The sequence below is a fragment of the Stieleria varia genome (assembly GCF_038443385.1).
Classification (GTDB): Bacteria; Planctomycetota; Planctomycetia; order Pirellulales; family Pirellulaceae; genus Stieleria; species Stieleria varia.
In genome coordinates this window covers 5,779,702-5,793,988 of record NZ_CP151726.1, presented here as the reverse complement: position 1 = coordinate 5,793,988, position 14,287 = coordinate 5,779,702, and the positions used below count along the sequence as shown (strand labels likewise).

General features: G+C 56.4%; 7 protein-coding genes. 2 read left to right on the top strand and 5 right to left on the bottom strand.

All coding sequences use genetic code 11. The features are described from left to right. Nucleotides 1-111 precede the first annotated feature (111 nt). Together Pla52nx_RS19550 and Pla52nx_RS19545 are read left to right on the top strand one after the other, a co-directional pair. A complete protein-coding gene (locus Pla52nx_RS19550) occupies nucleotides 112-1,305 on the top strand; it encodes an LptF/LptG family permease (protein WP_146520636.1) in 1,194 nt (397 codons plus the stop codon). Between the two features lie 137 nt (nucleotides 1,306-1,442). After that, the gene (locus tag Pla52nx_RS19545) at nucleotides 1,443-2,774 is read left to right on the top strand and encodes a nucleotide sugar dehydrogenase (protein ID WP_146520637.1); all 1,332 of its coding nucleotides are present in this window, start codon (nucleotides 1,443-1,445) and stop codon (nucleotides 2,772-2,774) included. Between the two features lie 92 nt (nucleotides 2,775-2,866). Here the strand turns inward: Pla52nx_RS19545 and Pla52nx_RS19540 are convergent, their stop codons facing one another. The 5 genes from Pla52nx_RS19540 to clpB form a co-directional block, all read right to left on the bottom strand. Next, nucleotides 2,867-3,181: a membrane or secreted protein gene (locus Pla52nx_RS19540; protein ID WP_146520638.1), complete on the bottom strand. Its 315-nt coding sequence runs from the start codon at nucleotides 3,179-3,181 to the stop codon at nucleotides 2,867-2,869. A 203-nt stretch (nucleotides 3,182-3,384) separates the two neighbouring features. Continuing rightward, complete coding sequence (locus Pla52nx_RS19535; protein WP_146520639.1) at nucleotides 3,385-4,314, bottom strand: hypothetical protein; 930 nt, start codon at nucleotides 4,312-4,314, stop codon at nucleotides 3,385-3,387. A 105-nt stretch (nucleotides 4,315-4,419) separates the two neighbouring features. Then, the gene (locus Pla52nx_RS19530; protein WP_146520640.1) at nucleotides 4,420-8,757 is read right to left on the bottom strand and encodes a bifunctional serine/threonine-protein kinase/formylglycine-generating enzyme family protein; all 4,338 of its coding nucleotides are present in this window, start codon (nucleotides 8,755-8,757) and stop codon (nucleotides 4,420-4,422) included. A gap of 47 nt (nucleotides 8,758-8,804) precedes the next feature. Continuing rightward, nucleotides 8,805-10,916 (bottom strand): class I SAM-dependent methyltransferase, encoded by a 2,112-nt coding sequence (locus Pla52nx_RS19525; protein ID WP_197454673.1) that lies wholly within the window; start codon nucleotides 10,914-10,916, stop codon nucleotides 8,805-8,807. A gap of 619 nt (nucleotides 10,917-11,535) precedes the next feature. Next, complete coding sequence (gene clpB, locus Pla52nx_RS19520) at nucleotides 11,536-14,184, bottom strand: ATP-dependent chaperone ClpB (RefSeq protein ID WP_146520642.1); 2,649 nt, start codon at nucleotides 14,182-14,184, stop codon at nucleotides 11,536-11,538. Nucleotides 14,185-14,287 lie beyond the last annotated feature (103 nt).

Below are 14,287 nucleotides of genomic sequence, written 5' to 3'. Positions count from 1 at the left end.
AAGTCTGTTTTCGGCGGATTCGCCTACCTGGCAGATGGGCAATCGTGCTATATCCGGGCCGGATGCGGGCGCAAGGGTAGCCCGCCGGATGTTTCGCTCCAACGGCTCAGCATGCCCACTCGGATGACATGGTACATCGTGGCCGAGATCCTCAAGATCTTTGTGGTCGCGTTGATCGCTTTGACGCTGCTGATCCTGTTGATCGGTGTGGCACGAACGCTGCTGCGCGAGGGGCTGGGTCCGTTGGCGATCATTCAATTGCTGCCATACGTGTTGCCGATTGCGCTCCAGTTTTCGTTTCCGGCGACGGCGTTGTTCGCCGTTTGTTGCGTGTACGGACGGATGGCGAGCGACGGGGAAATAGCAGCCATCAAAGCGTCTGGCGTCTCGCCACTGCGTTTGGTCAGTCCCGCTTTCGTGCTCGCTGCCTTGCTCAGTCCGATTTCGGTCGGTCTGTCCGATTTGGCGGTTTCGTGGGGGCGCCCGGGTGTCAATCGGATCGTGATGCTGTCCATTGAAGACATTGTTTATCGCACGCTCCGGGCGCAGCACACGTATGCCGACGGGGACCACGGCTTTTCGATCTACGTTCACGACGTGTCCGGCAAGTCCTTGATCGCTCCTCGCGTGACGATCAAATCCGGCAGCCGGCCGATGAAGATCTCGGCACGCGAGGGACGTTTGACGATGGATGCCCAATCGGAGTCCCTGATGTTGCAACTGGTCGACTGTCGGTTTGACCAAAGCGGGACCGTGACGGGGATCATGCCGGGCACAACGGATTACGAAATACCGCTTTCGGGTTCCCTGAGTCGCTCGGGTCCGGGCACGACGCGTCCGCAAGAGTTGCCACTGCGTCTGCTGGACGATGAACGCGTTTATCAAGAGAGCCAAACACGCACGATCGCAGGCACTCGCGCTGCGCAAGTTGGTTTCTCCATCATGACGTCACGTCTGGATGAGATCGGTGGAATCACCGAAGTGTCCGTCGCCAATCAGCTTCGAGCCAGTCGGGAGCGTCTGGTCAGGCTGAAGCTAGAGCCTTGGCGTCGCTGGGCAGAGGGCTGTAGCTGCTTCTTTTTTGTATTGATCGGAGCCCCGTTGGCGATGATCGCCAAGACGAGTGACTATTGGACGACGTTCGGGATCTGCTTCCTGCCGATTTTGCTGATCTATTACCCACTGTTCATTCTTGGGCTGGAGCAAGCCAAGGATGCGAACATTCCGCCTTACGGAGTCTGGCTGGGGAACGTCCTACTTGGAACGATTGGGGTGATTCTGCTGGCACGCGTTCGCCGGTATTGATCACCTTGCAGGCGACGTGTTCCAAGCTCACGGGGGCGAGATTACACTGCCCAGCGTCTTCTCGATCACACCGATTCCACCCCCGTTCTCACTCTCGCAGATCCGGTGTCCATTTCCCGGACCGGCAAAGGATATTCATGGCAACCACAGCCTGTCAGAACCTTTTAACCTCCATTGAGCAACGCACGTGCACCGTTGGTGTGATTGGTCTTGGTTACGTCGGCCTGCCGTTGATCGACGCGTTCACTTCAGCCGGCTTTTCCTGCATGGGATTTGACGTTGATCAAAGTAAAGTCGACACGCTGTTGCAGGGACGTAGTTACATCAAGCACATTGGCAATGAGAAGATTGCCGCATGGTTGGAGAAAGGGCTCTTTGACGCGACCAGCGACATGGCACGTCTTTGCGAGCCGGATGCCCTGTTGATCTGCGTGCCGACACCGTTGGACTCGGCAAGAGATCCTGATTTGAAATACGTCGTGGGCACTTGTGAATCGATCGCCAAAGCACTCCGCCCCGGGCAACTGGTGGTTTTGGAAAGCACGACCTATCCCACGACCACACGCGACGTCATGGTCCCGATTCTGGAGCAGAACGGATTGGCCGCCGGCACGGATTTCTTTGTCGCGTACAGCCCCGAGCGTGAAGATCCAGGGAACCCAGATTTCTCCGCAGCCGGAATCCCCAAGGTGGTCGGCGCGATCAATGAGGAAAGTCAGCAGTGTGCATCGGCCTTGTACAAGTGTGCCGTCGCAGGCGTCGTTCCGGTCAGCAATTGCGAAGTGGCCGAGGCGGCCAAAGTCCTGGAGAACATCTATCGTGCGGTCAACATCGCGTTGGTCAACGAACTCAAAGTGCTCTTTGATGAGATGGGCATCGATGTTTGGGAAGTCATCAATGCGGCCAAAACCAAGCCGTTCGGTTTCCACGCCTTTTATCCCGGCCCCGGACTCGGAGGACATTGCATCCCGATCGACCCATTTTACTTGTCTTGGCTGGCTCGCAAGCAAGGCAGTAACGCACGTTTCATCGAACTGGCGGGCGAAGTCAACCGCGCGATGCCGAAGTACGTCGTTTCACGCGCGTCGGAATTTCTTAACGAGGTCAAGAAACCGATTCGCGGCAGCAAAATCTGCTTGCTCGGAGTCGCCTACAAAAAGGATGTCGATGACCCGCGTGAAAGCCCTTCGTTTGAGTTGATGGAGCTGCTGCTGCAACAGGGCGCCGAGCTGAGTTACAGCGATCCACACGTTCCATCGCTACCCAAAATGCGACATCACGATTTGCCCGCGATGACGAGTCAGGAATTGACGCCGGAGTATCTGCAGTCGCTCGACGCTGTATTGATCGCAACGGACCACACCGCGTTTGATTACGAATGCATCGTTCAGAACGCAGCGCTCGTGATTGATACGCGTAATGCCACGGCCAAAGTCAGCGTGGGGCGTGACAGGATTCGCAAGGCGTAGGGACGCATCATCGATCAATGTGGTAGTGGATTTCGCCAGAAATCCATCTGCGCAAGGGGGAATTCTGGCGAATCCCATTACCAAGTGCGTGATCAGAATCCGGGGTATCTTGGTGGTGCCGGATCGGTGATCTTTAGCCACGGCATCATGTCGTCCACGGTTCGGTTTCGAACGGGCAACGGCAGCGGATTTTGATAGCTTGGTGGCCGGGCTCCCAAGTCACTTGGCCCCAGGTCTTCTTGCGGAAACGGGTCGTGGACCACCGCGTTGGCTTGTTGATAGTTCATCGGCCCCGGCCCTGCAATCAACGGCCGATTGGTCATGCCAAGACAGCCCAGGGAGACGGGAACGAATGCCATCACAACGACGGCTGCAGAAATGTTGAGAGACGCGGAGAAAGTTTTCATGCGAGGCTCGCCGGACGCGTGACGCCACTGCCAGCACATGCTCCTGAGGCAGCTTCCAGCAAGACCCTACGAAGTTTCCCAGGGGCATGCCAAGACGAATCCGTGCGAGCTTGCGGGCCGTTGAGTTAAGCGTAGGCGGGTCACTCTTGGCCGACATTCATTGCACGCACGGGCAAGAGTGCCCATCCGACTGGTGCCTTCATTCAATGGCAGCCGCAGTCAGGTTTTCTTTTGTTGCTCTCGGGCATCGGCAATCGGTACAGAATGACCGTCCAACTGGGTGTGATCAGTTGACCATAGCAAAATGGTGATTGCGGATGGCGACTGCTTTCTGGAACCGTGATCCAGTGTTGCTGTAGTCCGCACGCCTCTGGCAGAATCACACACGCCGACAGAGCTTCGTCATTCTGGTCGATGGATGTCGTCGGAGTCACGCCAGGGTGTTGGGCTGCGACGGGAGGCTTTGAACGCGAATCAGTGGACGTGGGCAAGTGGTTTCTCGTGACCGACACCCTCCATCCCGTTTGAGGCATACTCAGGCGAACGGGCTCGCTACCCACTCTCAAGTTTCGAGCACTAAAGCTGCCCGGGTTGTAGATCGATGGAACCTTTAAGAAGACCGTGTCCAAGCCCTTTCGTGCTTGGCCAGCGTGTCTCCCCATTGCAGGTCTCTGGCTGGTCGGCGTACCGGTATCAAACGCTTCGCTTTCATACTCATCAAAGCATTCCGTGACGACCGCCGAATAATCGGTTTCGCGAAACCGCTCGGTGTAGAACTGCAGACCGCTGCCGGGAGTGGCGCATAGCTGATCAGGTCCGCATCCAAAGCAGCATTCAATCCAACCAATGATGACCGGTTCGGACGAGACCTCGTCATAATCTGGAACAAAGACACAGATCCCTTCGCATTGCGGTGAGCCTTCATAAGCCCAATCGGGGCACGGCGGATCTTCATAAAGAAAGTCGGGGTTGCGAGGGACACGCAAGTTGGGTTTCAGACGCACCAAATACTCGCCATGACCGATCGATGCCCGCGATGCAATCGGCGAACGACGCGAAATCTGATGGAGTGACTGGGGGTCCATTGCGTCGTCAAAGGTTTCATCCAAACTGATACTTTTGTCACGATTCATTTCAGTGCATTCAGTTGTTCGAGTTCAGGTTACACACAGACAGCCCCCGTCAGAGTGGCATACTAGGCCCTCATCACTGAGAATCAAGCTATGCGAGATCATTTTTTAGTCGGCGTTCGTGCTGGGCAGCGTCCTTACCACACGAAAGCCAGCGTATGAATTGATGATCCGGGGGTTGAGGGGCTTTTGTGAAGACAGCGATTCGAACTCGCGTAGCGGGGTCAGAGCGTTGCCGCCGAGGAGAAAGAGAGCTTTTTCGGCGGCACCCCGACGAAACAACTCTTCGTCCAACACGATCTCGCTGACGTTTCCGTAGAGATCCTGGAATCCACTGGGGTTGGGTAAACGCTGGCCCACACCGCGGATGATCATTTCTGCACTCGTGCGATCCCAGAGGTAGCGTCGCGTCACCACTGGCTCGCAGTCAGCGAGCCAGTGCGGCCCTGAACCGCCGACGGCCGCCAACCACTCCGATTTGGTCGGCAAGCGAAATCCGGAGCGATTGATGAAATCGGGTTTTGGGTAATAGCTGGCTGCATTGTCTGATTCGCTGGGTTCGTAGCACCACTGGTCGCGAGGAATGTTTTCTCTCTTGCTGAGCCAATTGCAGAACGCAGTGATGTTATGCAGGGGAATGAAACTGGCCGGGACTTGGTCCGCGCCAGTGATTTCCAATCCGGCATTGGTTTCATTGGCGAATTCGCGAAACAGCCCATTGGGGACCTCCGTTACGCTGATCGCCACGTGATACCCAGGGACTTCATCGCCACGGTCGATGGAGAGAGCGATCCACTTTTGCCCCGACGTGTTGACGTTCCATGCTCTGTCGTCTGAGTTTGAAATTTTCGTTTCTGGCGGTGGATCAAGTGTGAGTCCCCAGTGCCGAGCGATGACGGTTGCGGCGACATGCAATTCTGCATCTACCTGACTTTGGTGAGCCTGTGTCAGAATTTCCTGCAGCCGATCACGTTGACGTTGACTGGACGCGCGATCCGAAAAGGCGTCCGACGCGAGGACAAAGGCTGCGAGGAGATCTTTGTCGTCTCCGTACTGCTCAATCATGTCGATCAATCGCCACAGGTCCAATCGGTCAGCATTGAGCATCGAGACCAGCATCGTTCGCTGTGGAGAATGGCGTTGCCGAGCGATTTGCTTGATTGCGGTCGGATTGCCCAAGAGGAGTGACGCGATCGCTAGGTTGGATGTGGCGACACGTTGGTCTGCCGCATCGCTGTGCTGCGGGACATGATCCTTGATCCAGCGATTCATTTCATCACCGCGATGCTGCCAGTTCTCGATGATCGCTCGGAATTGTGCCCCGTCAGCCGCGGCCAATAAGTGTGGAACATCACGGGACAATTGAACGGAATACTGATCCATGGCGGCAACGATGACCCGGGCCGACTGCAGGTCCAGATTGTCGTCAAAGGCGGTCCTGAGCGGCGTCAGCAATTGATCACCGATGGGAACCAGCATTCGGACCCAAACATGGCAGTCGGGCGCAGGTTGTTGCAGCAGCGTTTGAACCAATTCACCATTCATCCGTGGGAGCGTAGTGTTTTCCGGCGAAAGCTGAGCCAAGACGGATGCAAACCGCAAACGCGATGTGGGATCCAATTGCTCGTCACGCAGAGCCGTCTCCAGCAATGGGACGGTGGCGTTGCGGTGCGGATGCAATTCGGCACAGACAACAGCGACATCAGACGGTCTGATTTCCGCGAGTTTGATCCACTGCACGATTTTCCCCAGCGGATCATCGTCCGATCGCAAACAGACCAATCCGGCACGCAGTCGTTTGTTGATGGATTGTTCGGCGTCATCAAACACCCGGAACGCGGGACCAATGGCATGCTTTTGGAGTGGTTCCAACTGATCCAAGACACCAGGGACGTCATCGTTATTGACGTCTTGCAATGTGCTGAGCAGACGCTGCGTGGTGGCGACTTGGTTTCGCAAAGCCTGTTGACGATAAACCATTCCGCCGGCGATCGCGAACACTGTGATGATGGCTGCAATCATCAGCAACCGACGACCGATACGTTGCCCGGCGAACAACATCATCTTGGCTTGATCAGCCGTCCAATCGCCGCGTTGTGTGTAGAAGCGGATGAGCAAGTACTCAGAGAGTGATGGCAAGAAACGAGAGGATTGCCGATCGTTCCACATCGCTGCTTGTTCTTTGAGCAGCAACTGCTGACGTCCACCGCGCTGGCCACGCAGATCTCGTTCCAGCCATTCGCGAATGGAGGGCACAAGAAAGTCGTGTGTCAAGCGATACGATGTGACTTGATGACCGCCCGATTGGGAACCCAGGCTGTCCATCTCCGCTCCCGAATCGTCGGCCAAGACGGGAGTCAACAGCCTAAGTTCACTGTCGAGCAATCGTATCAGGGAATCAAAATCTCGATGAGAATCCGCATAGCCCGAGACTTCCAACAGTCGTTCGCGAGCAACAGCCGATTTCTTGATATCGCCACGCGTGGGCAGCAACTCGCCGAGCACTCTGCGGGCAGCATCACTGTGAACTTGCCGCGCGGCGGTCGACAGGTGCCCGACGGCATGATCCAAATAAGACACTCCGACTCCTTCGGCTCCACCCAGTCGATCCAAAGTCGCGGCGTTCCAGGGTTGCTTTCGTACCAGTTCGGCAAAGATCGCCAAGCGGACCGGATACAATCGACCGTGATGACTCAGTTCGTCGATCGCGCGATCGAGAAACTGTCGCTGGCTATCGGTGATCTCCGATTCGGCCGCTGGCAAACAAGACATGGAACGCCCGAGCTCCATCAACACTTTCTTGGCATGCTCGGGGTCAAAGGAATCGATCAACATCGCGTTTTCGCCATCGACGATACTGACTTCCAACAGGCTCATGAAGCGACTGATGGGCAACCAGAAGTCGTCTCGAACGATCAACATGCATTGGACGCATCCCCCGTCGCATTGACGCAGGGCTTGTACCAGAGAGGATGTCGGATTGGCTTGATCTTGTGCCAGCCACTGCTCGAACTGATCAATGAACACGATCACTTTGGGGCGATCCGTCGGGTCGTCGCTGGCGGAATAGGACTCCCTCAGTTCGCTGAGCATTCCCGCCAAAGTGTCAAACGGTTTGAGGAAATCAAATCGGTCCGACAACGCTTTCATGATCCTCCCCGTGAGATCAGGACTCGTTGAATCGACGTAGATGGAGGTCGTCGTCGAACCGAGCAGTGGAATGATGCCGGCTCTCACGAAAGACGATTTTCCGCATCCCGATGGTCCGTACAGCAAACCAACACTGACGGCAGTGTCAGGGTCACGTTGTCGAAGCGTGGAAATCCAAAAACTCAGCGTGATCGGCAGCCCGTTACGATCGTGTGGCCCAGGCAACAAGCGGGTAAAGAAAACGAAGTCTTCCGATTTGAAGGGCCGCAGGCCACGTGAAACGACGGCCGGTGATTCGTTGGCCGCCAAGGCTCGTTCATTCGAACCAAGATCCGAGCCAACCGAGATACCCGAACCTGAATGCTGCTTGGAGCGATCAATCCACAACTCCAAATCACGTGCGAGTTCCTCCGCCGTTCGGTAACGCTGCGACATTCGACGTGATAAGCACCGCAAACAGATCCGTTGCAACTCCGGGGGAACCGTGGGATCGACGGTCGCAGGCGGAACAAACTCCGCTCGGATGATCCTCGGAATCAAGTCGCCGTCGTCGTCTGCGGCGAAGGGCCGTTTGCGACAAAGCATCTGATACAGCATCACACCGACCGACCAAATGTCAGTGCGTTCATCGATCCGATGGTTCTCGCCGGTCGCTTGTTCGGGGGCCATGTACATCGGGGTACCGACGACTTGGTTGGTGTATTGATTCAGATCGCGATGGCGAACGGCGAGTCCGAAATCACTGATTCGAGGGCGGTCCTCATTGTCCAGCAAGATATTGTGCGGCTTGAGGTCTCGATGAATGAAACCCTCGCGGTGCGCATGATGCAGGGCTTGAGCGATCGCCATGATGGTGGCGGCGGTGAACTCATGAGACCATTTCTCATACCTGATGAAATCCGCCAGCGTACGTCCTCGAATGTACTCCAGGACAATGAACGGAACGTCACTTTCCCAACCCACATCAAACACGGTCACGATCCCGTCGTGACGCAGGCAAGCCGCCATTTTGGCTTCGGACAAGAACAAGCTCACGGCCGCTTTGTTCTTGAATCGCTTGGAGTTGGGGATTTTGACCGCCACCAGACGATCTAGCTCGGTGTCCAACGCCAAGACCACCGTCCCAAAGCCGCCTTCGCCCAGCGTCTGTTTGACTTCGTAACGCCCCAGACGCGATGGCAATCGAACGGAGGGCTGCTCCTGTGAATCGTCGACCAAGTCTTGTGATACGCCGGCACGGCTGGACGTGGTCTGCTCGATTCGCGTTTCTAAATCTGGATCGTCCGAGTCACTCATCTCGATTCCCTGCCGTGCATGCTCCGTGATGGGGTGATCATATCACATTACTGAAGCTGCCATGGTTTTGGCGTCCCCATCCAGTGAATCACAGACACATCAGGATGGTCCGCTTGCAGTTGTTTCAGGAGATCTTTGTCTCTCCAATCGTAAACTCGTCGGTCGCCCTTGTTCTGTGACTTCACTCCATTGACAGGCCAATTGAGTCCTCGATCGAGTTGGATCCGCGGGGTTTGGACCGTCGGAGCGACGGTGCACAAACAAGCGACGAGAGCGCCTTGATCGCGCAGGCGGCACTTGCCGAGCAGGTTTTCATCCGAGCTGATCCTCATGCACATTTCCCACCACTTGGCGATCCAAGCATCGTCTGGATGGAACCCAAAGACTCCTGTGTTGACGCGATGAGCGTTTTCGAAACGATGGGGGCGGTGCCCGCTGAGTTCATGGAACAATGGCTCGTGAAGGTACCTTGCAATGTCGCTCGAGATCCAGCTCTCGAGAGTCACCCAAGGACTCTCGTCCAACAAGCCAAAGAGACGATGCAGGTCTCTGACCGGCACGGCATCGGAATCAATCCAGATTGTTTTTGAGAACGGACTGTGCATGCAGATCCAGGGTTTGATCCAAGCCTGGGGAGTGATCGCCAACTCGACACGTTGTTGTCCCTCCATGATCTGTTCCCACTCAGCAGGCATCGGAATCTCCGGGATCAAGACGCCTTCCTGCACAAGCCATTGTCGCTGAATCGTTGTCAAACCATGGTCGACAACGGCAATCGATTCGCCCATCTGCCGCGTGGCTTGCACGAGCAGACGTAGGACGGGCCAGTAGAGCGAGTTGGCGGCCGTCAAGACTCCTCGTTCCATTGGGTCGGCCGGCGTTTGACTTTGGATAGTTTCAGACAGCGAACCTTGATCTTGCAACGGTTCACTCTGCGAACCTTCACATTGGGGAGCCGGAGTGTCGTGTCCGAAACGGCGCGTCACGCGACCATGCCAATTGATGCCCTGTTCCATGTCGTTGGTTTCCAGGTGCAAGACGTCAAAACCTGGTATCAGTCGACGCCGCTGAGCCGGCCAACGGCAAGCCAATTCAATGTCCGACGTGCTCGCATCACCGTAATTTTCCGGCATCCATTGAGGGCACGTCGGCCAATGCCACATCTGAAAGAACCCAATCGGAGTGTAGCCATCGTGCATATGAATCAGGTTGAGTTTCGGCAGGTCGTCTGCTCCAACGAGCATCGCCTTGTGAAACCTCTCAGGGCCGACCACCTTTCGCCGCGTCACGCCCCAGATCGTTCGCCTGTCCTGGGGGATCGGTATCGGTTGGGTGATACCAATGTCGGCATCGAGCAAAAGAACCCAGTTGTCTCGATGAAGTTCCTTCAAACCGACATTGATGGCGGCGCCTTTGTTGAAACGCGCTCCATTTCGGTAGAACTGATCGGTCTTCACCACCTTTGCCCCAGGGTTGCGACTGACGACGCGAGCGGTTTCTGGGTCATCGTGATCGGTCACCACAACGGCTTGATCCACGTACCGCATCAGTATCGGCAACGTTTGTGCCAAGTAGTCGCTGTAGTTGACCGATACCACGACGGCTTCGATGCCCACCGTTTTGCGAACAATGAACTGGTAGTCCTGGTGCAGGAGGTGCCAGTCCCGTCGGCATGAAAAGAATGCGTCGATTCCCAGCTTGGTGCACGGTTCGACCGCCGAGTGTTGATAGTCATCACAAATCAGCACTCCACCGGGCCGCAGCAGAGGCCAGCAGAGCGTCAAGTCCGTCAGTACCGCATCGGCACGGTGATCGCCGTCGACATAGATGAAGTCGTACGGTGGCGAGTTCCAATGAGTGACCTGTGACGCAAGCCATGTACTGCTGGGCACTTGGTATTTGCGGATGACATCCTGATGGGCGGCCGTGTTTCGATCGAATCGAGCTTCAATGCCAGTGGACGGATTCGCCCAGGAATCGACGCAATCTAGCGAAGAATCCGGTCCCGTCAGAATGTGTTCCGCCAGCCAGAGTGACGTCCGACCTTCGAAACAGCCGATTTCGAGGCCGCGAACCCGGACGGCCCCGATCAAATGATGCAGAACACGCAACCATTGGGGCGTGTAGCTCGAAGTCCAGTCCTGGGAAAAATCATTCATGGCAACTGCTGGTAACGAAAGGTCGTCCCCAGCATAATTGGTCACCCCCCCCATGTCACCGTTTGGCTACAGGGTCAAATTGGGAATAGCGATGGGCTGTTAAAGTTTGGTGTTGACTCGATGTTTAGGCGATTGTTTTTTGAGCCATTTCTTGTCCACTGTCATCTCCCCTAGGGAACTTGGGTTAGGTCGCGCTTGGCGGTTTAGGCCAATGCAAAGGAGGAGGCCTGTCTGCGCAAGTCAACGATTGGCAGTGGCAAATCGATTGGCGGGGCACGCTATCGACTTGGAAAGTCGAGCGACGATTGTCGTTCGACTTTCCAAGTCGAGAACGAACACCACGATCCGCCCAAACACAAACCATACGCATTGTGCTGCGCAAGTTTCTGTCTCCTCCCCCGGCGCAGGAGACTGCTGCCTTAGTGAGCCGTGACGGGTAAGCGGCCGGGCCTACCGCATTGCCCGGTGCCTTACGGCCCACGACTCACCTTTGGGGTCCTGGTTTCGATTAAATCAGCAGTCTCGTTCCTTGGGGTGGTGACAGTGGACAAGAAACGGCTCATAGAAAAACGCGGAAACATCAAGTCAACGCCAAATTTTCAACAGCCCAGCGCGAGTCTTACTCTTCGCCCGAAAACACGAAGTGCGTTCCGTTGAAGTCCACGTGGACGACGGAGCCTTCGGCGTAATCGTGTTTCAGCAGTGACGAGGCAAGCTGATTTTCGATTTCACGTTGGATGACCCGCTTCAAGGGTCGGGCTCCGTAGGCGGGGTCGTAGCCGACAGCAGCGATACGATCCACTGCAGCGTCGGTGACTTGCAGGATCAAGCCGTTTTCTTTCACCCGAGCCTCCAGGGACGTCAGTTGCAGACGGACGATCTTGCGGATCTGTTCTTTGCCCAGCGGATGAAAGATCACGGTGTCGTCGATTCGGTTGAGGAACTCTGGCAAGAACCTCGCCCGCAGGACTTCTCCCACCGCCTCTTCCAGTTCTTCCTGAGAACCTCCCGCTTCGGTGATCTTTTGGATTTCGTGACTGCCCGCATTGCTGGTCATGACGATCACCGTGTTGGTGAAATCAACCGTACGACCTTGGCCGTCCGTCAACCGTCCGTCGTCCAGCACCTGCAACAGAATGTTGAACACATCGGGGTGAGCCTTTTCCATTTCGTCCAACAGGATCACGCAGTAGGGACGTCTTCGGACGGCTTCGGTCAACTTTCCACCTTCCTCGTACCCCACGTATCCAGGAGGTGCCCCGATCATTCGCGACACGCTGTGACGTTCCATGAATTCACTCATGTCGATACGGACCATGGCGGACTCGTCATCGAACATGATCTCGGCAAGCGCTTTGCATAGCTCGGTCTTGCCGACGCCGGTTGGTCCCAGGAACAGGAACGAACCGATCGGACGACGGGGATCTTGCAGCCCGCTACGGCTTCTTCGCACGGCATCTGAGACGGCGGCGACCGCTTTGTCTTGACCGACCACGCGGGTGTGCAATCGTTCTTCCATGACCAATAGCTTCGCGCGTTCGGTTTCGAGCATGCGAGTGACGGGAACTCCCGTCCATGCGCTAACGACTTCCGCGATCTCATCATCGGTCACGTCGCGACGCAACAAGCGGCGGTGGGTGCCGCTCTCCTCATCAGACGTGCTCTTGCTTTCCTCCTGATGCTCGGCCGCCTCCAGTCGCTCGGTCAGCTTCTTGCGTTTCTCGCTCACGTCCAGCATTTCTTGGAACAACTCCTCAGCGATTTCACCTCGCAGTTGTCTCTGTTTGACTTCGGCGTCCAGAGTGGCGAAACGATGATCGAGCTGATCGATTTCTTGTCGGATCGATTGCACGTCGTCCAGTCCCATTTTCTCGCTTTCCCACTGCTCTCTCAGATTTGCCAGTTCGCGAGTCAGCGACTCCATTTCGGCTTCGATCTCCTCCTTGCGAGCGATCGCCGACGGTTCTTCTTCGTCGAGCAGTTGACGGTGGGCAAGTTCCAGTTGGCGCAATCGCCGTTGGATTTGGTCGATCGGTTCGGGCACGCTTTCCTTTTCCATCGCCAATCGACTGGCGGCTTCATCGACGAGGTCGATCGCTTTATCGGGCAGGAAGCGGTCGGTGATGTACCGATTCGAGAGGGTCGCTGCGGCAACCAAGGCGTTGTCCGTGATGCGAACGCCGTGGTGCGACTCGTAGCGTGATTTCAAACCTCGCAAGATCGCGATGGTGTCTTCGACCGACGGTTGATCGACGTAGACCGGTTGGAAGCGTCGTTCCAGCGCAGCGTCTTTCTCGATGAACTGACGGTACTCGTCCAACGTCGTCGCGCCGACGCAGCGTAGCGCGCCGCGGGCGAGTTCTGGTTTGAGCAAATTGGCGGCGTCGGCGGAACCCTCTGCTTTACCGGCACCGACAACTAAGTGCAACTCGTCGATGAATAAGACGACTTGTCCGTCGGAGTCTTTCACTTCGCGCAAGACCGCTTTGAGACGCTCTTCGAAATCGCCGCGGAATTTGGCCCCGGCAACGAGTGCTCCCATGTCCAACGCGATCACCCGTTTTTCTTTCAAGCTCGTGGGCACGTCGCCCTCAAAAATCCGCAGCGCCAAGCCTTCGGCGATCGCCGTTTTACCGACGCCGGGCTGTCCGATCAGCACCGGATTGTTTTTGGTGCGGCGAGAGAGGACTTGGATCACGCGGCGGATCTCGTTGTCACGTCCGATGACGGGATCCAGTTTTCCGGCGGCGGCGAGCTGGGTGAGGTCGATGCCGTATTTCTCGAGAGCCTGGTAAGTGTCTTCCGCGTTCTGATCGGTCACGCGAGCTGAACCGCGGACTTGGCTCATCGCTTTGAGCACATCGTCGGCAGTCACGCCGCAGAGACTCAGCAGTTTCTTGACCTTGTTGTCGGCTTTGGCGAGCCCCATCAACAAGTGTTCGGTGCTGACGTATTCGTCTTTGAGCGACTGCGCCACCTTGGCGGCTTCGTTGAACACATTTTGCAGTTCCGCGGAGATGCCGGCCTGTCGGCCACCGCTGACCCTGGGCAGTTTGGCGATCTCGCTGTCGACGAGTCCTTGTAATTGCTGTTGGTCGACCTTCATTTTGCTCATGAGCGGTCGGGTGATGCCATCAGTTTCGGCCAGCATGGCTGCCATCAGGTGCAGCGGTGAAATCTCGGGAGTACCCGATTCGCCCGCGCGGCCTTGAGCGTCCGCGACCAGCGATTGTGCTTTGGTGGTCAGTTTGTCAAATCGAAACGTCATCGTGAAAACTCCTAGTCGGACCGCCGTGCGATAGCGCGTGTCTCAGGAAAAGAAACGTCGTGGGGCGAGAGATGGGGGCGAGAAATGGGGTGGGAATGGATTT